Source organism: Candidatus Desulfofervidus auxilii (genome assembly GCF_001577525.1).
GTDB lineage: Bacteria > Desulfobacterota > Desulfofervidia > Desulfofervidales > Desulfofervidaceae > Desulfofervidus > Desulfofervidus auxilii.
On sequence record NZ_CP013015.1, the window covers coordinates 545,428 to 564,329 of the forward strand.

The window sequence follows — 18,902 nt, forward strand, 5'->3', positions numbered from 1 at the left end:
AAATTCAGTTACTTTTATCTCATCCTAGCTTAGTCCAAACTATTGGTGAAAAAGGAAGAGAAATGGTGGTTAAAAAATACAATTGGGAAGTTATTGGAAAAAGATTGAACCATTTATTTCTTTATGAAATCTAACAAACAAGCACTAAGAATTTTCAAAAATTTTGTTTCTCTTTTATTTCATTAAATTATAGGTTAAAAACAGCATTATGTCAAAAGCAAAGCAGTTTTGGGAATTTGCTATTCGCTCTATGAGACGTCGATTGGGAATAGAAATTACAGGAAGATTATTTTTGGCTAATCCCGTGAAATCAATACAAGGGTCCTTAAAATATAGGCACTATTTATCTAAAAAGGCACTACCCAAAGTTTCTTTAGAAAAAATCTTTCTTTCTCGTCCACTTTTTATAGGTGCATATTGCCAAAAACCCCCTGATTGCCCAACTAGACGGTTTAGTCATCAGTGTTTATTTGCAGAATCCCTAACTACACATTGCTCTTGCAAAGATTGTGAGCTTAAACAAATGGCAGAACTGGCTATGAGTCTTAAATGTCCTTTTTACATTATGACTACCGCTTTAGATGTGCTTTTAGATGTTTTTTTAAGGGAAAAATTTCCTTTTTTCTTGGTAATGATATGCAATTATGCCAAAGAGTTTTTTATACTTCCAGCCCTTGTTTTCGATATGAAAGGTTATTTTCTTAGTCTGGGGAAAGGAGGTTGCCGAAATTACCAAGAATTTTTATCTGCTGATAAAGGGCATAAACCAAATCAGACTTTTCTCTCCCCCATTGCTCACAGGACATTTATGAAATTGCGTAACCAAATTATGATTAACCCAAGCCATTATCAAAAATTCATTCTTAAAGAAAATTTTTATATACCTCCTGACTCATAGCTCATCCGTTTTCTGAGCAGCACCACTGCATAAGCAGCTATACCTTGGCCTTGACCTAAATAGCCAAGCCCTTCGGCAGTTTTTGCCTTTAAATTGATACACTCTAAAGGAATACCGAGTACAGCGGCAATCTCTTTTCTCATCTTCGGGAAATAGGGATTGAGTTTAGGGGCCTCTGCAACTATAGTGGCGTCAAGATTTATTATTATAAATTTTTGGGCCTGTAACATCTCTTGCACTTTGGCTAGCATTTTTAAACTAGAAATGCCTTTTAAACTAAGGTCAGTGTCTGGAAAGTGTTGACCAATATCCCCTTTCCCCATGGCTCCAAAGACGGCATCAATAACTGCATGAACCAATGCATCTCCATCTGAATGTCCCAATAATCCTTTGGGAAAAGGAATTTTTACTCCTCCTAAAATTAAAGGTCTTCCTTCTACTAAACGATGCACATCGAAACCAAATCCTATCCGCATGTAATTATTGCTTCTGCCCATTTTAAGTCTTCTATAGTAGTAATCTTGATATTATATGGCTCACCTAAAACAACATGCACTCTCACTCCTATTTTTTCCAACAGAGAAGCATCATCGGTAAATAGCCATTTTCTTGTCTGAGCCTGGACATAAGCCTCTTTTAAAAGGAGATATTTAAACCCTTGAGGAGTCTGAGCAGAATATAAGTAATCACGGGGTATGGTCTTTTTTATTACACTTCCTTCTACCCATTTAATGGTTTCCTTAACAGGCAAAGCAGGCACTACCGCTTCCCATTTATAAACCCCTTCTATCACCCTTTTTATCAAATTTTTTGAAACAAAAGGACGCACACCATCGTGGACAAGAACAATGTCTGTTTGCTTTATGGTCTTCAATCCTGCCCATACAGATGCCTGACGCGTTTTGCCGCCAAATATAACACATTTCACCTTTGAAAATTCTTTAGCAATATTATTGCTCTCTTGTTCCCATTTAGGATTTATCACTAATAGAATTTCATCAATAGCCGCGCTATATTGAAAGGCATAAAGTGTATGCCACAAAATAGGTTTTTCTTTCAATAAAAGAAATTGCTTGGGAATATCTTCTCCCATGCGCTTTCCTTCACCGGCAGCGACAATAATGGCAGTAACCAAGATTTCATATCCTCCTATGGTATCCCCAATTTTTCTTTTAAATCATCCAGCTTCATATTTTGGATAAAAAACATTTTTTCTCTTGCCTTTGCTCCAGAAATCAACTTTATTTCTTTTTTAGTTATACCCATGATTTTAGCCAACAAACTTATACAGGCCTGGTTGGCCTTGCCATTTTGCGGTGGCGCCTTCACTCTTAATCTTAACCTACCACCCTTTATACCTAAAATTTCATCCTGTTGTGCCTTGGGCTGGACCTTCACCTTAATGACCACTCCCTTCTTTGCCTCTTGTAAGGGCATCAGGATAACCTATAGGCTAGTTGATATAAAGTGCTTACTAAGAACTTTTGGAGAAAAATAATACCTAATATTACCACAATGGGAGAAAGGTCAAAACCACCAAACACCACTGGTAAATAACGACGAATACGGTAAAGAACAGGCTCAGTAATGGCATAAAGAAAACGAACAATGGGATTATAGGGGTCAGGATTGACCCATGAAATAAGAGCCCTAATGACAATTACCCACATATAAATTGTTAACGCTACATCCAAAACTGCCGCTATAGCCTTTAAAAAATTAGCCAGGATAAACATAGAAGCCTCCCTTTAGCAAAGGTTATATCATAGACTCAATTTAACCTCAATAATAATTGAATTTTCCAGAGTCAAAAATTGTTACCAAAATGCACATTTTTTTCAATAGACCTCCACCCAAAATCCGCGATCGATTTTGGATAAAATTCCAACCTGCCTGACGGCAGGCGAGCGAGCACTCCTTGACGGGGAGGTTTGTGGGTTTTCTTTTAAGTTATTACGGATTGAAACCATAATTTTTTTGTGATAGCTTACATTGGTTTAAAAAGGAAAGAAAAATGGATAAAGTAAGATATGATGTAAGTTTATTTACAGATTATGACATTTACCTTTTCAAACAGGGTAATCACTTCCGTTTATACGAAAAATTGGGAGCTCATTTAATGACGGTAAATAACATCCAAGGTGCTTTTTTTGGAGTATGGGCTCCTAATGCAGCTAATGTGTCTGTTATAGGTGATTTCAATGGGTGGAATACAGAGACACATCCTTTGAGGATGAGAGAGGATGGTTCAGGCATCTGGGAAGGATTTATACCACATATTAAACAAGGTACCCTTTATAAGTATCATATTGTTTCCAAGTATAACCACTATGAAGTGGATAAAGGAGACCCTTATGCCTTTTACTGGGAAGTCTCACCCAAAACAGCCTCTATTGTCTGGGATTTGAGTTATGAGTGGAAAGATAGCGCATGGATGACAAATCGCTATAAATCAAATAACCTTCAATCACCTTTTTCTATTTACGAAGTCCACCTGGGGTCTTGGCGAAGAGTCCCAGAAGAAAACAATCGATTTCTTACCTACCGGGAAATGGCTGATTATTTAGTGAAATATGTAAAAGATATGGGATTTACTCATGTAGAGTTTATGCCTTTAATGGAACACCCCTTTTATGGTTCTTGGGGATATCAAACACTGGGATACTTTGCTCCTAGCAGTCGCTATGGAACACCTCAGGATTTTATGTATCTAATAGACTGCCTTCATCAACATGGCATTGGGGTAATCCTAGACTGGGTTCCATCCCATTTCCCAAACGATGAATATGGATTGGCCTATTTTGACGGCACATATCTTTATGAACATGCTGAGCCTAAAAAAAGATTTCATCCTGAATGGAATAGCTATATCTTCAATCACGGGCGATATGAAGTGCGCGCCTTTTTAATTAGTAGTGCCCTGTTTTGGTTAGAAAAATACCATATTGATGGCCTCAGAGTAGATGCGGTGGCCTCCATGCTCTATCTTGATTACGGCAGAAAGGAAGGAGAATGGGTGCCCAACGAATATGGGGGGAGAGAAAACTTAGATGCTATTTGTTTCCTACAGAAATTCAATGAAATAGTTTATAAAAATCATCCTGATATCCAAACCATAGCCGAGGAATCAACTGCCTGGCCCATGGTCACTAGACCTACCTATGTGGGTGGTCTGGGCTTTGGCATGAAGTGGAACATGGGTTGGATGCATGATACTTTGGAATATTTCTCTAAAGAACCAATTTACCGTAAATATCATCATAACCAGTTAACCTTTAGTATATGGTATGCATTCTCAGAAAATTTTTTACTCCCTCTTTCCCATGACGAGGTAGTCCATGGAAAAGGCTCGCTTTTGAGTAAAATGGCTGGTGATGATTGGCAGAAATTTGCCAATCTTCGTCTTTTATTTGGTTATATGTACACCCATCCTGGTAAGAAACTTCTTTTTATGGGAGGAGAGTTTGGACAATGGCAGGAATGGTATCACGAAGAAAGCCTCCATTGGCATCTGCTTGAATACCCTCACCATCAGGGCATTCAGAAATGGATAAGGGATTTAAATCACTTTTATAGAAATGAGCCTGCTCTTTATGAATTAGATTTTCAGCCTGAAGGATTTGAGTGGATTGATTTTAGCAATTGGGAAGAAAGCATTATCATCTTCGTTAGAAGGGACAAATCCACTAAAGACATAATACTTGTGGTTTGTAATTTTACACCTGTACCAAGATATAATTATAGAGTGGGTGTTCCTGAGGGTGGTTTTTGGAAAGAGGCATTAAATAGCGATGCCCAAGTATATGGAGGAAGCGGTCACGGCAATCTTGGAGGTGCTGAGGCTGCTCCTATTCCTTGGCACGGAAAAAATTATTCCCTTTCCTTAACCTTACCTCCATTGGGAGTTTTAATATTTAAAAAGGAAATAAAATGAAAATAAGAAGGAGTGGCATACTACTTCACATAACCTCCCTCCCCTCTCCTTATGGTATTGGAGATTTAGGTCCCTGGGCTTACAAATTTGTGGATTTTCTTTTTGAGACCAAACAGGGATTTTGGCAAGTTCTTCCTTTAAATCCTACCGATCCTGCTTATGACAATTCTCCCTATCACAGTATCTCCGCTTTGGCCAGCAATTCACTGTTAATTAGTCCTGAATTAATGGTTCAAGAGGGTCTGTTAAACAAAACCGACATAGAGCCTTTACCTCCTTTCCCCAAGGGGAAGGTGGATTATGATACAGTAATTGCATATAAAAAAAGGCTTTTTCATCTAGCTTATGAGCGCTTTAAAAAAAAGAAAAATTATGATTATCAAAGGTTTTGTTCAGAAAATGGTTATTGGCTAGAAGATTTTTCCCTTTTTGTCTCGCTTAAAACCCATTTTCAAGGGAAGGTATGGAGTAAATGGCCTCCTGAAATACGAGACAGGCAGCCAGAAGTTTTGTTATCCCTGAAAAGGGAGCTTCAAGACAGAATTGAACAGGAAAAATTCCTTCAATACATCTTTTATAAACAGTGGCTTTCACTCAAAGATTATTGCCACCAGAAAAACATTCATATCATTGGAGATATGCCTATTTATGTGGATTATGACAGTGTAGATGTTTGGGCAAATCCAGAAATATTTAAACTAGATAGTGAAAAGAAACCTTATGTGGTGGCTGGTGTCCCCCCTGATTATTTTAGTGAAACTGGACAACGCTGGGGAAATCCTGTGTATAAATGGGAAGTATTAAAAGAAACAGGATATGCCTGGTGGATTCAAAGGATGGGGCGTGCTTTGAAGCTTTATGATGTAGTCCGCATTGACCACTTTCGGGGATTTGTTGGTTACTGGGAAATCCCAGCAAGTGAAAAAACAGCTATTAAAGGACGTTGGTTGGATGGGCCTGGAGAGGATTTCTTTAAGGTCATGCTTAAGCGATTTCCTTGCCTCCCTATTATTGCTGAAGATTTAGGAGTGATTACCCCTGATGTCCGAGAGCTAGTCTCTCGCTTTCAATTCCCAGGTATGAAGTTATTAATCTTTGCCTTTGGCCCTGACTTACCCACCAATCCCTATATACCCCACAATTATACGCAAAATTGTGTAGTATATACAGGCACTCATGACAATAACACTATAAAGGGGTGGTTTGAAAAGGAGATAACACCAGAAGATAAAAAAAGGCTGCTTCAGTATCTAGGCCACCAAGTATCAGGTGAGGAAATCCATTGGGAACTGATTAGATTAGCCATGATGTCTGTGGCCAATACGGTAATCTTGCCTATGCAAGATGTGTTGGGACTAGGTAAAGAAGCCCGGATGAACCGTCCTGCCACTACCAGCGGTAATTGGCGATGGCGATTTCTACCTGAACAATTAACACCTGAAGTAACCAGAAGACTTTTAGAAATGACCAAAACTTATGGGAGGGCCTCTTGAGACAAATTTTTTGAATTATTTTAATTATTTTGTATTTTGTATTATGCGATATTTATGGCTATAGAAAGAGAAGCCAGGAAATGGAGAAATTCACAATTCAAGTAACTTGTCTCACTTCATAAGTGGATTAAGAAAACTGTATTTTGTAGGTTTGACATCAACTCGTGCAAATTATAAAAGTCCATCCAGAGGGCTTTGGACTCCTTGCTAGCCAGGTGAGAAATTGACTAACCTCCTCTTCTCCCATTTCCTCGGGATGGCGTTTACCGTTAAAAACAATAAACCTTTTAATCCACTGCACATAAGCCTCTTCTGTGCGGTAGCTGTAATGCTTTAGCCTCAGGACATTACGGACTTGATCTAGAAGTCTGAGTTTGGTTTGCTGATGTGAATGATGTTTTGCCATGGCAAATACATAGTAGTCTAATCTGATTAATTTGGCAAGAGATTTTGCATTTTAGGATACCTAAACTTTTTATTTTTAGGCTTTCTAAAAATCACCAAATTCTTTCTAACGCATATTTATTTTAAATATATAAAATATTATACTGCCTAAGAGAGAAAAAGATAGATTGATTAAGAGTTTTTGTTGACAGAAATTATGAGGGATAGTAATATGGCTTTTAGGGAGTAGAATATATAGTTAAACCGCCAATAGATTGATAAGATATGAGAGGTAATTCTATGACAGCGAAAGAAATTAAGACAAAAGAAAACGTTTTGGAGTTAATCCGTTCAAACCAAGACAAAATAAGGTCTTACGGAGTAAGGAAATTAGGTCTCTTTGGCTCCTTTGTCCGTGGTGAACAGAAACCGGAAAGCGATATAGATTTACTAGTGGAGTTTCAGCAAGATAAGAAGAGCTTCGATAATTTCATACAACTCGCCTTTTTTTTAGAGGAAATCCTTGAACGTCGAGTAGAGCTAATCACAATTGATGCTCTCAGTCCGTACATCGGCCCACATATTATTAAAGAGGTGGAATATGTCAATTTTTCCTCTTGAGTACCTACGCCATATTATGGATGAAATTGAATATCTCATAGATCGATCAGCAAATTTAAGTAAAGAAGATTTTCTCGGTGATGAAACCCTGAAAAGGGCCTTTGTACGAAGCATTGAGATTATTGGTGAAGCAGTTAAGAAGATTCCTTCTGATTTCAAGCAAAAATATTCTCATATTGAGTGGAGAGCTATGGCAGGAATGAGAGATAAATTAATACACGATTATTTTGGAATAGACTATGAGATCGTGTGGGATGTTGTAACCAACAAGATCCCAACTCTTCGGCTGAAAATTAAGGAAATTCTGGATAAGGAGCGTCCCATCTGAATAGGGCAATGGACACCTCGGTAAAAAGGCGGTTTAACAAGGCGCTGCACCGGTACCCTGCACCTGACCGCTATTCCGCTGGCCTGCCTGTCCCCGCCTGCCTGCGGGCAGGCCTGCCTGCCGTCGGGCAGGGGCAGACAGGCGCTCCATGGCGGCAGGTGAGCTTTGGCGTTATGTTTCTTAATTAATTAATCGGAGCAATTATGCCGGATAAAACAACAATTCAAGAATATATTAATAATTTTAGAAGAAGACTTGCTCGTTTCCTAAAACCCGGTATTGGCGTTACTTGTAATGTCTATCCTGCTAAATCTGGGGGAGCAATTTTAGAGTTTACAATAGGTCCTGGATTAAAAAATGATGATGTTTACCAAGAAGTAAGTCAAACTCTTAGCAAAATATTATCCAAAATAAAACAGCGCGCTTTTGGTGGTAATCTGGATGGTTTTATATTCAGGGGTACAAATGTAATTCTTGAGGACAATAGAATTATCTTCATCAAAGATGATTCCCCTTCTGAATGGACTGATAAAGCAGCGGCGCATGATTTAGAACGCATTTTACCTAAATCTCGGAGAAATGCGCCATGAAATTAGGAAAAATGGAAGGTACTCCAGAAGAAATTCGGGATTTCTTCCAAAATAACGGACTCAATATAGAGGATTATTTGGAAAAACCTGACACTCCTATTAGCCGAATTTGGTTTGTAATCTCCGCCATTTTAATTGTTGCATCTATTGTTCTTTTAACGCTGGTACAGCCAACCTTGAAAGCAATTCGGACATTTCTATTTGTGTCTGGATGTGGTGGCGGTCTCTGGCTGGCGGTCATTATTCAAATAAGGTTCAAAAGTACATGGGCTGCTGGCTTTATCGCAGTAGGAACTATTTTACTTATGTTAGTTGCTATCGGAGCAATAACTCCAATAGAATTACTAGAAAATATAAAATCATTAAAAAATTGAAACATAACAATGCAGTGCAGGGGACGCTTATTTCGCTGGCGCTCATAAGCGCCCCTGACTTTAGACGTTAGGAAACATGAGAAACGAGGGTAAAGATGAAAAATTTCAATGTATATGAACTTGAAGGTTATAAAATGGGAATAGGAAAAGGAATAATTCTCACTTTACTAACCTGTGGTATTTACAATCTGTTCTGGCAGAATCACCAGATAAAAACTGTTAACTTTCTTTTAAAACGAAATGAGTTGTCATTTTGGAAATGGTTTTTCTTTTCCTTGCTAACTTGTGGATTATATCATATCTATTATGAATATGTTATGGCACGGGCAATAATAGAAATTCAGAGCAAATATCAATTTCCTATTCAAAGTGGGAGTTTACCCACAGTTGCCATAATTCTCTCAATTATTGGGCTCCCCTTGGTAGTAGATGCTATTGAACAAAAAGAGTTAAATGGGATTATTGAGCATATCTTCAGTAGGAAATAGCAATGCAGCCAAAAAGATCTGTCCAAACATTTAGTGCAGTGATAATGAGTGGATGGATAGTAGTGGGTATTGGTATACAAATAAATTTTGTAAAGAGTGTGATTTTAAGGATTTTTGAATTTGTATTTTGTCCTTTTCATGAAATTACTGGAATTCCATGTCCTGGATGTGGCATGACTAGAGCATTTTTGGCCTTGTCCCAATTTAGAATAAAGGAGGCAATCCAGTATAATCCATTTAGCATTCTACTTTTTGGTTTATTGTTATGCCAAATAACTCCGTGGTCTAAAAAAGTAGAAATTTTATTTCGTAAATATTCAGTTTATGAAATACTACTTGGTGTGGTATTAACCTGGTGGGTTATTTGGAGAGTAATTCCATGTTTATCAAGATAGAAAGACAACTTTTCTTTTTAAAGAAAGGAGTGATTTCCTAACAAATCATTCCAGCGGACGGCGTTACACGCCGTCGCTGAATTTGGTCGTTAGGGGGGAAAATGGAAGAAATCCAAGCAAAAAAAAGATTTGGCTTATTAAGTATTATGGGTGCAATTGTGGGGGTGGCAAGTCTGTGGTTTGTCGACCTGTATTGTTTGCTATTGGGAGTAGTAGCAGTCTTTCTTTCGGTTTTCGGTTTGCGTAGAGGCGAAAGGCTTAATACACTGGGAATGATCTTAGGTAGCATAGCAATTATTTTTGTCAACCTGCAGTTTATTGGTATTGTCAAAAGTAATTCAAAAACTAATGATGACATAGAACATCTTTTTAAATCAATTATAATTTCAAATCAAGCATATGAAATTCTTAAAAACTTACCACCTCATAAGCGGCTTAGTGATGAAGATACCCATAAGATGATCACTTTGTGGGAAAAAGCGATAGAAGAAGCAGAGAAAGTAGATGTTGACAATATCAACAGGTACATTCCTGAATTTAGCAAACATTACAAAGAAGAATTTATAAAAGGCCTCCACCTTTTAATAGATGGTTATAAAAATTCTAATGATGGTAAAAAGCTGCAGGGTGCTTTCCTAATGGATAGCTGGGGTATTTGGAACAATAAAAATCACAATATATACAGAAAAATCAAAAAAAAGAAAATGTCTCTTATTGAACTACTATATGAAACTATAAAGTCCTAACAAATCACTCCACCTGACCGCTATTCCGCTGGCCTGCCTGTCCCCGCCTGCCTGCGGGCAGGGGCAGACAGGCGCTCCATAGCTGCAGGTGAGCTTGGTCGTTATATGCAAATAATTTACAGCATTGCAAGGCCTTACAAAAAATGATAGGTTATTAAAAAGTCTATCTAGAGGTAATGAAAATAAAAGTAATCATAGAAAAAGGTGAAGATGGCTATTTTGTGGCACACTGTCCATCATTAAAAAGTTGCTGGAGTCAGGGAAAAACAGAGGAAGAAGCACTAAAGAATATTCAGGAGGCAATAGAGTTATATTTAGAACCAGACGAAGAGCTGGTAAAAGATGAAAACCACAGAATTTATGAAATAGCAGTGTGAAACTTCCTTTATTATCAGGGTAGGAGGTATTGGCAGCATTAAAACGGATGGGATTTAAAGAAGTGCACAGGAAAGGCAGTCATGTAAAGATGAAACACCCTGATGGTAGGAAGATAGTTTTTCCCTATCATAATGAAGTTGATAAGATATACTCTAAAAGGTGCTTTAAAAGATGCAGGGATAAGTATTGAAGAGTTTTGTCCTGCGGACCCGCCTTACGGCGGGCCGCTGAATTTGGGCGTTAGGTTAATTGAGAATTCATAGTTCAAAAGAGGGCATAGCATGTCTGAGGAAACAAAAATTGATAGGCAATCCTATGTGGACAAGGGATTAGTCGCCATGTTCTTAAGGATGTCGCCCGAGGAGCGACTGCAGGCCAACGACAACGCCTTTCGCACAATTCAGGAGTTGAGAGATGCCTACAGGCGGCAGAAAGCCAAGGAGCGCAAGCCTAGGTGAAGTTCTGGAGGGGCTGTTAGAGGCAGGTGTCGATTTTATTCTTGTCGGAGGCCTTGCAGCCGTAATCCAGGGAGCCCCAGTCACAACAATGGATGTGGATATCGTTCACAGCCAATCCGCCGAAAATATCTCTAGACTACTCGCCTTCCTTAAATCGGTTGAGGCTGTTCATCGGCGTTTGGATGACAAATTGATTGAACCCAAAGAGCGCGACCTCTCGGGGAAAGGTCACGTGTTTCTTACGACCCGGATCGGCCCGCTAGACATATTGGGAGCTATTGAAGGGGGGAAATCCTATGAGGAACTCCTGGAGCACACTATCGAAATTGATTTCAGGGGCCACAGGCTTCGAGTACTGGACCTAAAGACGTTAATCGAACTCAAGAAGACTTCGACAGATCCCAAAGACAGGCAACGGCTTCCTGTGCTCAAAGAAACTCTGCGGCAGTTGGAGGAGAAATATACCCGCGAGGAGGATAAAGAAGACAGAGACAATGAGTAATTGCCTAACAAGGGCACGCACCAGATTGCCACTCCGGGGGCACTTCGCGGCAACTGGTGATGCCTGTCGTTAGATTAATAAAAAGGGGAATATAAAAAGTGGAAATAGAACTTCGAGATGAAAAAAGATTATTAGATCTTTCAAAAACACTCCTGTTTGCCCCCAGGCAGGCCTGGGGATAATATTTTGCTCTTGTTAGCCTATGAACGGGTCTGAGGAAAAAATGACTTTTTCAACAGCCTGTCTCTAATTGACAAGAAAATAAACCTGACATAAAACAAAAAATATGGGAAAAATCTCTATTTTAGATTTACAGTCAAAAAAGCAAAAAGGTGAAAAAATCACTATGCTTACTGCCTATGATTACCCCTTTGCCCGATTATTAGATGAAGCAGGTGTAGATGCCATTCTGGTAGGAGATTCACTAGGGATGGTAATGCTGGGTTATGAATCTACTTTACCGGTAAGCATGGAAGAAATGCTACATCATGTTAAGGCAGTGAAAAAGGGAGTAAAAAGGGCATTTTTGATTGGTGACTTACCTTTTATGTCTTATCAGGCATCCAAAGAAGAAGCCATTAAAAATGCAGGTTTGTTGATGAAGGCCGGTTGTGATGCCGTAAAATTAGAAGGAGGTAAAGAGGTATTTGATACGGTGAAGTTTATAGTAGATATGGGCATTCCGGTTTTAGGCCATATAGGCCTTACCCCTCAAAGTATTTCCAAATTAGGTGGGTATCGTGTCCAAGGAAGAGATAAAGATTCGGCTTTGCGTATCTTAGAAAGTGCAATGGCTTTAGAACAAGCAGGGGCCTTCGGTATAGTCTTAGAATGTATTCCTTATCTATTAGCCAAGTTGATTACTGAGAAAATATCTATCATTACCATTGGAATCGGAGCGGGTCCATTTTGCGATGGTCAGGTCTTAGTATTACATGATTTATTAGGTATTTTTGAAGACAAAAAACCTAAATTTGTCAAGGTATATGCCAATTTATCCCCTATTATAAAAGAAGCAATTAGCAGTTTTATAGATGAAATAAAAACAAAAAAATTTCCAGACTTTTCCCATGCTTATGAATTGCCTGAAGAAGTTTGGGAAGAGATTTTAAAGAAGGTTAAATGAGCTATCATATACTTTCATTTTTTAATAGTATTTCTCACAGTTATGGAGCCTATTTTTTGCTTATTTTGGGAGCGGCTTTTATTGAGGGAGAGACGTTTATCTTTGCTGGAGGATATTTAGCCCGAGAGGGTATTCTTTCCTTTCCTCTGGTAGTTTTGTGCGGTAGCCTAGGAGGATTTTTAGGAGATATTTTATTCTTTCACATTGGCCGCCATTATCGTATTATAGTATTAAAACATCTTTATTTTCGCCAGCGTTTAAAAAAAATAGGGCGTTTTCTCACCTATGCTGATTGGATTACTGTACCTCTTTACCGGTTTCTTTATGGTCTCCGTATACCCATTTCACTCCTGTTTGGTTTAAGCAAAATAAAGGCAAAAAGATTTATTGTCTTAAATGGCCTCTCAGCCCCGGTCTGGGCTACTATAGTAGCAGTCATCGGGTATGGAGTAAACCATATAATAACCTATATATTTAGACCAAGTTTTGGTATAAAAATAGTTGCTTTGGGCATTATTGTAGTTTTGGGTCTTCTTTTGGGAATCAAAACACTCAAAGATTTATGAGAAATTAAAAATGAAAGGGTATTGGAAAAAGCTACTGAAGATAAACCTCACCCATAAAAAAATTGAGACAGAAAAAATACCTAAAGAAGTCATTACTAAATACCTTGGAGCAAAGGGTATTGGAGCCTATTATTTTATGAAAGATCTCCCACAAGGTATTGACCCCTTTTCTCCTGAAAACAGGATTATTTTAGCCACAGGGCCTTTTCAAGGAACTGATATTTTATCTACCGGTCGTTTTGCTACTATTACTAAGTCTCCTCTTACAGGAATATTTTTAGATACTTATTGTGGAGGTATGTTTGGCCCCAGTCTTAAACGTTGCGGATTTGATTTAGTTATTATTGAAGGAAGAGCGGAAAAACCAGTATATATTTCCATAACCAATGAAATGGCTCAGATAAAAGATGCCACAAATCTGTGGGGAAAAACTACTGCTGAAGCAGAAAAATATATAAAGTCCCAGGAAGGTAAAGAAACCAAAGTAGTTTCTATTGGGATAGCAGGAGAAAATAGGGTACTTTTTTCCTGCTTGATAAGTGAAAAAAGAAGGGCATCTGGGCGTGGAGGAGCTGGGGCAGTATTTGGATCAAAAAACTTAAAGGCCATAGCAGTCAATGGGACCATGAATATTTCTGTCCATGATCCTCAAAAGATAAAAGAATTAAATCAAAAGGCCACTCAGGCAGTGAAACAAATGCATAAAAATAAAGTACCTTTCTATTTTTATGGGACTTCTTGGGCCATAGAGTATGCCCATAAAACAGACCGTTTGCCTACGTTGAATTTTAAAAAAGGTGAATGGGAACATTATAAAGGGCTCAATGGAGACACTATTTACAGAGAAAACAAGATAATTCAAAATCCTTGTTGCCCCTGTCCTATTGCCTGTGGAGGTATTATTTCTGAAGGAAAAGACCGGCCAGAATATGAGACCTTGGCTATGCTAGGGGCAAACTGTGGTTTAAAAAATTATCAGGCTGTGGTTGAAGCTAATGAACTATGTAATCTTTATGGTCTAGATACTATTTCTACAGGTAATGTGATTGCCTTTGCCATGGAATGTGCCGAAAAGGGAATAATAAAGGAAGAGATTAAATTTGGGGATGAGAAAACATTACTTTCATTAATTGAAGAAATTGCTTTGGGCAAAGGCATAGGTGCTCAATTAGGATTAGGAACTAAAAGACTATCTAAAATTTGGGGATATGACTGTTCTTCCTTTGCTATGAATGTTAAAGGGCTTGAACTTCCTGCCTGGAACTGTCGGGGGAAGTTGGGTCAGGGCTTGGCCTATATGACTGCTGATATTGGAGGCAGTCACCTCCGGGATGCCCTTACAGACCATAGCCCACCTAAAGAATCTGCCTTAAAAGTAGTTAAAGAACTGATAGAGACTCAAAACAAAAATGTTATTAGAGATAATTATATAATTTGTGCCTTCGCCTTATTTACAGTTACTCCTGAAATGTGTGCTGAGTATTTTAAGGCCGTAACTGGTCAGGAAATAAATGAAGAAAAAATCCAAGAAATTGGGAATAGGATATTTACCCTTATTAGAAGCTTTAACTGTAGAGAAGGGATAAGTCGCAAGGATGACCAGCTTCCACTTAGGGCCCTAAAAGAAGGTTTACCCTCAGGAGTAGCTCAAGGTTGTAAGGCATTTATTAGTGAAGAAGACAAAGAGCAATGCCTAGATGAGTATTACCAACTTCGGGGTTGGGATAAAAACGGAATCCCTAAAAGAGAAACTTTGAAAAGGCTGGGTATAGATTTTTAGCTCAATTCTGCATCTGAAGGTCTAATATAAAAAGGCACTAAGGTAATAGGATCTGCCTCTTCTTTTTTCTCCAGGGCTTCTAAGGCTAATGTCCCTATTACCTCTGGATGGATACGGTGCAAGGGTAAAGGAGGAAATATGGCCCTTTCTTTTAGCTTACTTAAAATAAGGGATTTATAAATATCTACGCCTGTGCCCGCAAAGATAGTCTTACGACGAATAGACTTTAAAAGTATTTCAGGAGAGATAGATTTATAATCAGAAATACGCCTTATTTTACCGTTACTATCTTGATAAAAAGCAGTAAAAACTTGCTTTTTCCGGGCATCAAGCATAGGGCAGATAAGATAAGGAGTATGAAGAAAATTATGGGCTAAGGCATCCAATCCATTTATTCCTATAAGTGGTTTTTTTAAAGAATAGGCTAAACCTTTAGCTGTAGCTACCCCAATCCGCAGACCCGTGAAACTACCAGGTCCTTTTATGACGGCAAATAAATCTATTTCTTTAACAGCCACTGCTGTAAATTCTAAAAGGCACTTTAAACTTCTTATAAGACGCTGATTATGGGTCAAGGGTAAATTTAAATCAAACTGTCCTTTAACTTCTCCTTTTTCTATTAAAGCTACACTTCCTAAAGCAGTTGAAGTATCAATGGTTAATATCCTCATGGCAAGGGACTTTTATGGATAAGCCTTAAAACATCATTATAGGTAACCATAATTATTAAGGCTATTAAAATAGCGAGGCCAATTTTTTGGGTAATCTCCAGAGTTTTGAGACTCAAAGGACGTCTTCTGACCGCTTCTATAGCAAATAGAAAAAGATGTCCACCATCTAATACTGGGATAGGAAAAAGATTGATAATACCTAAATTGATAGAAATGAGGGCAGCAAAAGAAAACAAGGCGGCCAGTCCTGCCTCAGCCTGATGGCTGGTTAACTGCACAATGCCTACCGGGCCAGCTAAAAGTTTTAGAGAAACCTTGCCCAAGATGAGATTTTTTAAGGTAATAATGGTTAATTTAGTGGTAATCCAAGTCTGTTTTGTGGCCTCAATACAGGCTGTCCAGGGAGAAAGTCGGGCAATTTTAACTTCACCTGCGGCCACAATGCCAATTACCGGTTTTTCCACTATATCTCCTAAAATGGTCTTTAGGCTTTTTACTTCAGGTTTTACTTCTATGGTGAACCTCTTTTTTTCTCTCTGGATAAGTAAAGTTAACACCTTCCCTTTGTGTTTTTGGATTTTTTGAGCTAAATCGTCCCAGGTCTTTATAAAGTCATTATCTACTGCTAAAATCAAGTCTCCCTTTTTTAAACCTGCCACGGCCGCTGGAGAGGCAGGTTGAACCTCTCCAATTTTAGGTAAAAGCCAAGGTTTACCTAATATAGCAAATAGAAAAATAAATATTACTAAAGCAAACAAAATATTAAAAATCGGACCTGCCAACACAATCAAACTCCGTTTCCAAAGGGGCTGATAAAGAAAAGCTATTTCCTTTTCTATTTCAGATACGCTTTCGCCTGGAGATTCACCCACCATTTTCACATAACCACCTAGAGGAATAGCGGAAAGAACATATTCTGTCTCTCCTATTTGTTTACTCAATAATTTTGGACCAAAGCCCAAAGAAAAAGTCTTTACCCCTACGCGGCAAAGGCGAGCCATTAAAAAATGACCCCATTCATGCACAAAAATCAATGCCCCTAAAATAACGACTGTCCAAAACAGTGGCAATTTCCCCTCCTTAGATTATCTGATATTTTGAGCTGCTTGAACAACCCAATCTGGAATATTTTAAATCAAACATTCAACTTATACTAAGCCGAACAAACCAATATTGTCAAGCTGATTGGAAATACATTGACTTTTTCCATTGTTTATTGATAATGGAGATATGAAAAAAATTGGGAATTGGCCGGTAGTAAGTTTAAAAGACAAGTTTCAGTTTTCCTGTCATAAAGGTCTTCCTTGTTTTACTCAGTGTTGTTTGCGCTTGGAAATCTCCCTTACTCCTTACGATATAGTGTGTTTAAAAAGGGTATTAAATATGTCTTCAGAGGATTTTTTAGAGAAATATACCCAGATAAAAATTTCTGAAAAAATTGGTCTTCCTATGGTGGCCTTAAAAAAAATAAAGGGCAAATGCCCTTTTTTGGAAAATGATGGTTGCCAAATCTATGTCCATCGTCCCAGTGTTTGCCGACTTTATCCCTTAGGGCACGCCTTTTCAGCCACTAGAAAAGAAGGGGTTTATTTTTTATTAAAAGAGCCCGAATGCCTCGGCTTTAAAGAAAAAAAGACCTGGACCGTTGCTCATTGGATTGAATCACAAGGGTTACAAGGATATCAAAAAATGAATAAAGATTTTTCGGAATTGATTTTTTTAAAGACCAAATTTCGTCCTCATGGTTTAACCACTCAAGAAACCAAAATGTTTTTTATGAGTTGTTATAATTTAGATGCCTTTAAAGAATTTGTATTAAAAAGCAGTTTCTTACAGAGATTTATACTTACTAAAAAGGAAATTAAAAAGATATCCAAAGACGATGAGGCTCTTCTTCAATTGGCTTTTAAATGGCTCAAATTTGCCTTATTTGGCCAACCTACCCTTAGATGTCAAAGATAACTTGGGCCTGGAAATGATTATTGATTTTTTGGACTTTAAAATCATGATAGGTAACGGCCTTTATACAGGCATTTAAAGGATGCCTCTGTGGGTCAAATGTCTCCCCTTTTATCTTGGCCAGGATTGTCTTTTGCCCTATTTTTTCTATGCTTACTTCCCGACCCACAAATCCTTTGGTATCAAAAAGAAACAATAATTCATCCAGCCAATTAAAAAATAAATCTTCTAAATCATCCCCTTCTACTTCCAAATTAACTTCTTTTTTAGGAACTATGGTGTTTGGGTCTGTAATAAGAGCAAAAAAAGCCTGAGCCGCATTTAAAAACAAGCTCTTTTTATCCTCACCATAAACCTTGATACCTATATCTGCTGTGTGCTTGATCAATTCATATGGTTTCATGTTAGCCGCGGACAAGTCTTTAAAAAATTTTTTGTTTCATTTGGTAATTTATCCAAATAATCCAGGGAGTGCCAAAACGCTTCTTCAGTATGGGGTTCTAAAGTAAGAACAGGGTATAGTTTATATTTTTTTAACAGAGAAAAAAGAGAGAGAAAATCAATATTCCCCCTTCCTAAACCCAGGTGTTCATCTTTATGACCATGATTATCATGTAAGTGGAGTTGTTTGATAAAAGGGAAAATTACTTCCCAGTCTTTAAGGGTAGTATGAGTAAAGGCATAGATATGGCCAATATCAAAACAAATGCCTACATAGTTAGAAGAAAGTCTTTTTAGGAACATTAAAAATATGTCTGGTTGGGTCTCAAATACATTTTCTAAATTGAGATATACTTTTTTTCTTTCAGCAATAAGAATAAGCTTTTCCAAAGTTTGAACTGCATTTTCTAACCATTCTTCAAGACGATTATCATAGACCCTAGGGTCATAAGATAAGTGCACCACTATAGAAAGGGGATGAAAAAAATCCACTAAATCCAATGTTTGTTCTAATCTTTCTTGAGTTGCCTTCCTTACCTTGGGTTCTATAGAACCCAGAGAGAGGTCAAAAAAAGGGGCATGAAAGGTGGTCTTTAAATTAAACTGTTCAATTTCCCTTGCTAAGGCCCTAAATTCTTCTTCAGGCCATTTGTCTAAAATTTCTGGGGGAAAATAAATTTCTGGGTTTAATAGCTGCTTGGCAAACAAAGGAAGGTATTTTTTTACCAATAAATCATAAGGAACATTGACAAAAAAATGGGTAAACATGG

General features: G+C 37.9%; 25 protein-coding genes and 1 pseudogene. 17 read left to right on the plus strand and 9 right to left on the minus strand.

Annotated elements, in window-relative coordinates:
- Positions 1-208: 208 nt before the first annotated feature.
- Positions 209-898 (plus strand): hypothetical protein, encoded by a 690-nt coding sequence (locus tag HS1_RS02855; RefSeq protein ID WP_066060708.1) that lies wholly within the window; start codon positions 209-211, stop codon positions 896-898.
- Here HS1_RS02855 and ispF read toward each other — a convergent pair.
- The 4 genes from ispF to HS1_RS02875 are packed head-to-tail and all read right to left on the minus strand — an operon-like array spanning position 877 to position 2,634.
- Positions 877-1,395, minus strand: coding sequence for a 2-C-methyl-D-erythritol 2,4-cyclodiphosphate synthase (ispF, locus tag HS1_RS02860; protein ID WP_281178334.1), 519 nt, complete (start codon positions 1,393-1,395; stop codon positions 877-879). The two genes, HS1_RS02855 and ispF, sit on opposite strands and share 22 nt — an antisense overlap.
- Complete coding sequence (gene ispD, locus HS1_RS02865) at positions 1,365-2,033, minus strand: 2-C-methyl-D-erythritol 4-phosphate cytidylyltransferase (RefSeq protein WP_066060712.1); 669 nt, start codon at positions 2,031-2,033, stop codon at positions 1,365-1,367. The genes ispF and ispD overlap by 31 nt, the downstream gene beginning before the upstream one ends.
- Positions 2,034-2,047: 14 nt before the next feature.
- Positions 2,048-2,335, minus strand: a complete 288-nt coding sequence (locus HS1_RS02870; RefSeq protein ID WP_066060714.1) for a DUF167 domain-containing protein — start codon at positions 2,333-2,335, stop codon at positions 2,048-2,050.
- Positions 2,335-2,634: a YggT family protein gene (locus HS1_RS02875; RefSeq protein ID WP_066060716.1), complete on the minus strand. Its 300-nt coding sequence runs from the start codon at positions 2,632-2,634 to the stop codon at positions 2,335-2,337. The genes HS1_RS02870 and HS1_RS02875 overlap by 1 nt, the downstream gene beginning before the upstream one ends.
- Positions 2,635-2,912: 278 nt before the next feature.
- Between HS1_RS02875 and glgB the strand changes: the two genes are divergently transcribed.
- Both glgB and malQ read left to right on the plus strand, forming a co-directional pair.
- Positions 2,913-4,832 carry a 1,4-alpha-glucan branching protein GlgB gene (gene glgB, locus HS1_RS02880; RefSeq protein WP_066060719.1) on the plus strand — a complete coding sequence of 640 codons (1,920 nt, stop codon included), beginning with the start codon at positions 2,913-2,915 and terminating at the stop codon, positions 4,830-4,832.
- On the plus strand, positions 4,829-6,325 hold the full coding sequence (gene malQ / locus HS1_RS02885) for a 4-alpha-glucanotransferase (RefSeq protein WP_066060720.1): 1,497 nt from the start codon (positions 4,829-4,831) through the stop codon (positions 6,323-6,325). Before glgB ends, malQ begins: the two co-directional genes overlap by 4 nt.
- A gap of 178 nt (positions 6,326-6,503) precedes the next feature.
- On the opposite strand, the pseudogene HS1_RS12750 reads toward malQ, so the two are convergent.
- Positions 6,504-6,731: pseudogene (locus tag HS1_RS12750) on the minus strand (phage integrase N-terminal SAM-like domain-containing protein); the annotation flags it as partial.
- Between the two features lie 278 nt (positions 6,732-7,009).
- On the opposite strand from HS1_RS12750, the gene HS1_RS02890 reads away from it, so the two are divergent.
- From HS1_RS02890 to HS1_RS02945, 13 genes are all read left to right on the plus strand, one after another.
- Entirely contained in the window at positions 7,010-7,330 is a 321-nt protein-coding gene (locus tag HS1_RS02890) for a nucleotidyltransferase family protein (protein WP_066060722.1), read from the plus strand.
- Positions 7,311-7,658, plus strand: coding sequence for a HepT-like ribonuclease domain-containing protein (locus HS1_RS02895; protein ID WP_066060724.1), 348 nt, complete (start codon positions 7,311-7,313; stop codon positions 7,656-7,658). The genes HS1_RS02890 and HS1_RS02895 overlap by 20 nt, the downstream gene beginning before the upstream one ends.
- Positions 7,659-7,861: 203 nt before the next feature.
- Positions 7,862-8,248 carry a hypothetical protein gene (locus HS1_RS02900; RefSeq protein WP_066060726.1) on the plus strand — a complete coding sequence of 129 codons (387 nt, stop codon included), beginning with the start codon at positions 7,862-7,864 and terminating at the stop codon, positions 8,246-8,248.
- Positions 8,245-8,622, plus strand: a complete 378-nt coding sequence (locus tag HS1_RS02905) for a hypothetical protein (protein WP_066060728.1) — start codon at positions 8,245-8,247, stop codon at positions 8,620-8,622. Before HS1_RS02900 ends, HS1_RS02905 begins: the two co-directional genes overlap by 4 nt.
- A gap of 95 nt (positions 8,623-8,717) precedes the next feature.
- Complete coding sequence (locus tag HS1_RS02910) at positions 8,718-9,110, plus strand: DUF4234 domain-containing protein (protein WP_066060730.1); 393 nt, start codon at positions 8,718-8,720, stop codon at positions 9,108-9,110.
- A gap of 2 nt (positions 9,111-9,112) precedes the next feature.
- Positions 9,113-9,505: a DUF2752 domain-containing protein gene (locus tag HS1_RS02915; protein WP_066060731.1), complete on the plus strand. Its 393-nt coding sequence runs from the start codon at positions 9,113-9,115 to the stop codon at positions 9,503-9,505.
- A gap of 101 nt (positions 9,506-9,606) precedes the next feature.
- Positions 9,607-10,251: a hypothetical protein gene (locus HS1_RS02920; RefSeq protein ID WP_066060733.1), complete on the plus strand. Its 645-nt coding sequence runs from the start codon at positions 9,607-9,609 to the stop codon at positions 10,249-10,251.
- Between the two features lie 176 nt (positions 10,252-10,427).
- Complete coding sequence (locus HS1_RS02925; RefSeq protein ID WP_066060735.1) at positions 10,428-10,628, plus strand: type II toxin-antitoxin system HicB family antitoxin; 201 nt, start codon at positions 10,428-10,430, stop codon at positions 10,626-10,628.
- Positions 10,629-10,675: 47 nt separating this feature from the next.
- Positions 10,676-10,819 carry a type II toxin-antitoxin system HicA family toxin gene (locus tag HS1_RS13875; RefSeq protein WP_082757571.1) on the plus strand — a complete coding sequence of 48 codons (144 nt, stop codon included), beginning with the start codon at positions 10,676-10,678 and terminating at the stop codon, positions 10,817-10,819.
- A 224-nt stretch (positions 10,820-11,043) separates the two neighbouring features.
- Positions 11,044-11,589: a hypothetical protein gene (locus HS1_RS02930; RefSeq protein WP_066060737.1), complete on the plus strand. Its 546-nt coding sequence runs from the start codon at positions 11,044-11,046 to the stop codon at positions 11,587-11,589.
- Positions 11,590-11,875: 286 nt separating this feature from the next.
- Complete coding sequence (gene panB / locus HS1_RS02935) at positions 11,876-12,715, plus strand: 3-methyl-2-oxobutanoate hydroxymethyltransferase (protein WP_066060738.1); 840 nt, start codon at positions 11,876-11,878, stop codon at positions 12,713-12,715.
- On the plus strand, positions 12,712-13,281 hold the full coding sequence (locus HS1_RS02940; RefSeq protein WP_066060739.1) for a DedA family protein: 570 nt from the start codon (positions 12,712-12,714) through the stop codon (positions 13,279-13,281). The genes panB and HS1_RS02940 overlap by 4 nt, the downstream gene beginning before the upstream one ends.
- Before the next feature lie 10 nt (positions 13,282-13,291).
- The gene (locus HS1_RS02945) at positions 13,292-15,061 is read left to right on the plus strand and encodes an aldehyde ferredoxin oxidoreductase family protein (protein ID WP_066060741.1); all 1,770 of its coding nucleotides are present in this window, start codon (positions 13,292-13,294) and stop codon (positions 15,059-15,061) included.
- On the opposite strand, the gene tsaB is transcribed toward HS1_RS02945, so the two are convergent.
- Positions 15,058-15,732, minus strand: coding sequence for a tRNA (adenosine(37)-N6)-threonylcarbamoyltransferase complex dimerization subunit type 1 TsaB (tsaB, locus tag HS1_RS02950; protein WP_066060743.1), 675 nt, complete (start codon positions 15,730-15,732; stop codon positions 15,058-15,060). The genes HS1_RS02945 and tsaB overlap by 4 nt on opposite strands.
- Positions 15,729-16,802 (minus strand): RIP metalloprotease RseP, encoded by a 1,074-nt coding sequence (gene rseP, locus HS1_RS02955; protein ID WP_066060744.1) that lies wholly within the window; start codon positions 16,800-16,802, stop codon positions 15,729-15,731. The genes tsaB and rseP overlap by 4 nt, the downstream gene beginning before the upstream one ends.
- Before the next feature lie 160 nt (positions 16,803-16,962).
- Between rseP and HS1_RS02960 the strand changes: the two genes are divergently transcribed.
- Complete coding sequence (locus HS1_RS02960; RefSeq protein ID WP_066060746.1) at positions 16,963-17,694, plus strand: YkgJ family cysteine cluster protein; 732 nt, start codon at positions 16,963-16,965, stop codon at positions 17,692-17,694.
- Here HS1_RS02960 and HS1_RS02965 read toward each other — a convergent pair.
- The gene (locus tag HS1_RS02965) at positions 17,678-18,094 is read right to left on the minus strand and encodes an archease (protein WP_066060748.1); all 417 of its coding nucleotides are present in this window, start codon (positions 18,092-18,094) and stop codon (positions 17,678-17,680) included. The two genes, HS1_RS02960 and HS1_RS02965, sit on opposite strands and share 17 nt — an antisense overlap.
- A complete protein-coding gene (locus HS1_RS02970; RefSeq protein WP_066060750.1) occupies positions 18,091-18,900 on the minus strand; it encodes a sugar phosphate isomerase/epimerase family protein in 810 nt (269 codons plus the stop codon). The genes HS1_RS02965 and HS1_RS02970 overlap by 4 nt, the downstream gene beginning before the upstream one ends.
- Positions 18,901-18,902: the final 2 nt, after the last annotated feature.

Coding starts and splice junctions, on each gene's coding strand:
- HS1_RS02855 (WP_066060708.1), top strand. CDS start 209: ATGTCAAAAGCAAAGCAGTTTTGGGAATTTGCTATTCGCTCTATGAGA.
- ispF (WP_281178334.1), bottom strand. CDS start 1,395: ATGGGCAGAAGCAATAATTACATGCGGATAGGATTTGGTTTCGATGTG.
- HS1_RS02870 (WP_066060714.1), bottom strand. CDS start 2,335: ATGCCCTTACAAGAGGCAAAGAAGGGAGTGGTCATTAAGGTGAAGGTC.
- HS1_RS02875 (WP_066060716.1), bottom strand. CDS start 2,634: ATGTTTATCCTGGCTAATTTTTTAAAGGCTATAGCGGCAGTTTTGGAT.
- glgB (WP_066060719.1), top strand. CDS start 2,913: ATGGATAAAGTAAGATATGATGTAAGTTTATTTACAGATTATGACATT.
- malQ (WP_066060720.1), top strand. CDS start 4,829: ATGAAAATAAGAAGGAGTGGCATACTACTTCACATAACCTCCCTCCCC.
- HS1_RS02890 (WP_066060722.1), top strand. CDS start 7,010: ATGACAGCGAAAGAAATTAAGACAAAAGAAAACGTTTTGGAGTTAATC.
- HS1_RS02895 (WP_066060724.1), top strand. CDS start 7,311: ATGTCAATTTTTCCTCTTGAGTACCTACGCCATATTATGGATGAAATT.
- HS1_RS02900 (WP_066060726.1), top strand. CDS start 7,862: ATGCCGGATAAAACAACAATTCAAGAATATATTAATAATTTTAGAAGA.
- HS1_RS02905 (WP_066060728.1), top strand. CDS start 8,245: ATGAAATTAGGAAAAATGGAAGGTACTCCAGAAGAAATTCGGGATTTC.
- HS1_RS02910 (WP_066060730.1), top strand. CDS start 8,718: ATGAAAAATTTCAATGTATATGAACTTGAAGGTTATAAAATGGGAATA.
- HS1_RS02915 (WP_066060731.1), top strand. CDS start 9,113: ATGCAGCCAAAAAGATCTGTCCAAACATTTAGTGCAGTGATAATGAGT.
- HS1_RS02920 (WP_066060733.1), top strand. CDS start 9,607: ATGGAAGAAATCCAAGCAAAAAAAAGATTTGGCTTATTAAGTATTATG.
- HS1_RS02925 (WP_066060735.1), top strand. CDS start 10,428: ATGAAAATAAAAGTAATCATAGAAAAAGGTGAAGATGGCTATTTTGTG.
- HS1_RS13875 (WP_082757571.1), top strand. CDS start 10,676: ATGGGATTTAAAGAAGTGCACAGGAAAGGCAGTCATGTAAAGATGAAA.
- HS1_RS02930 (WP_066060737.1), top strand. CDS start 11,044: ATGCCTACAGGCGGCAGAAAGCCAAGGAGCGCAAGCCTAGGTGAAGTT.
- panB (WP_066060738.1), top strand. CDS start 11,876: ATGGGAAAAATCTCTATTTTAGATTTACAGTCAAAAAAGCAAAAAGGT.
- HS1_RS02940 (WP_066060739.1), top strand. CDS start 12,712: ATGAGCTATCATATACTTTCATTTTTTAATAGTATTTCTCACAGTTAT.
- HS1_RS02945 (WP_066060741.1), top strand. CDS start 13,292: ATGAAAGGGTATTGGAAAAAGCTACTGAAGATAAACCTCACCCATAAA.
- tsaB (WP_066060743.1), bottom strand. CDS start 15,732: ATGAGGATATTAACCATTGATACTTCAACTGCTTTAGGAAGTGTAGCT.
- HS1_RS02960 (WP_066060746.1), top strand. CDS start 16,963: ATGAAAAAAATTGGGAATTGGCCGGTAGTAAGTTTAAAAGACAAGTTT.
- HS1_RS02965 (WP_066060748.1), bottom strand. CDS start 18,094: ATGAAACCATATGAATTGATCAAGCACACAGCAGATATAGGTATCAAG.
- HS1_RS02970 (WP_066060750.1), bottom strand. CDS start 18,900: ATGTTTACCCATTTTTTTGTCAATGTTCCTTATGATTTATTGGTAAAA.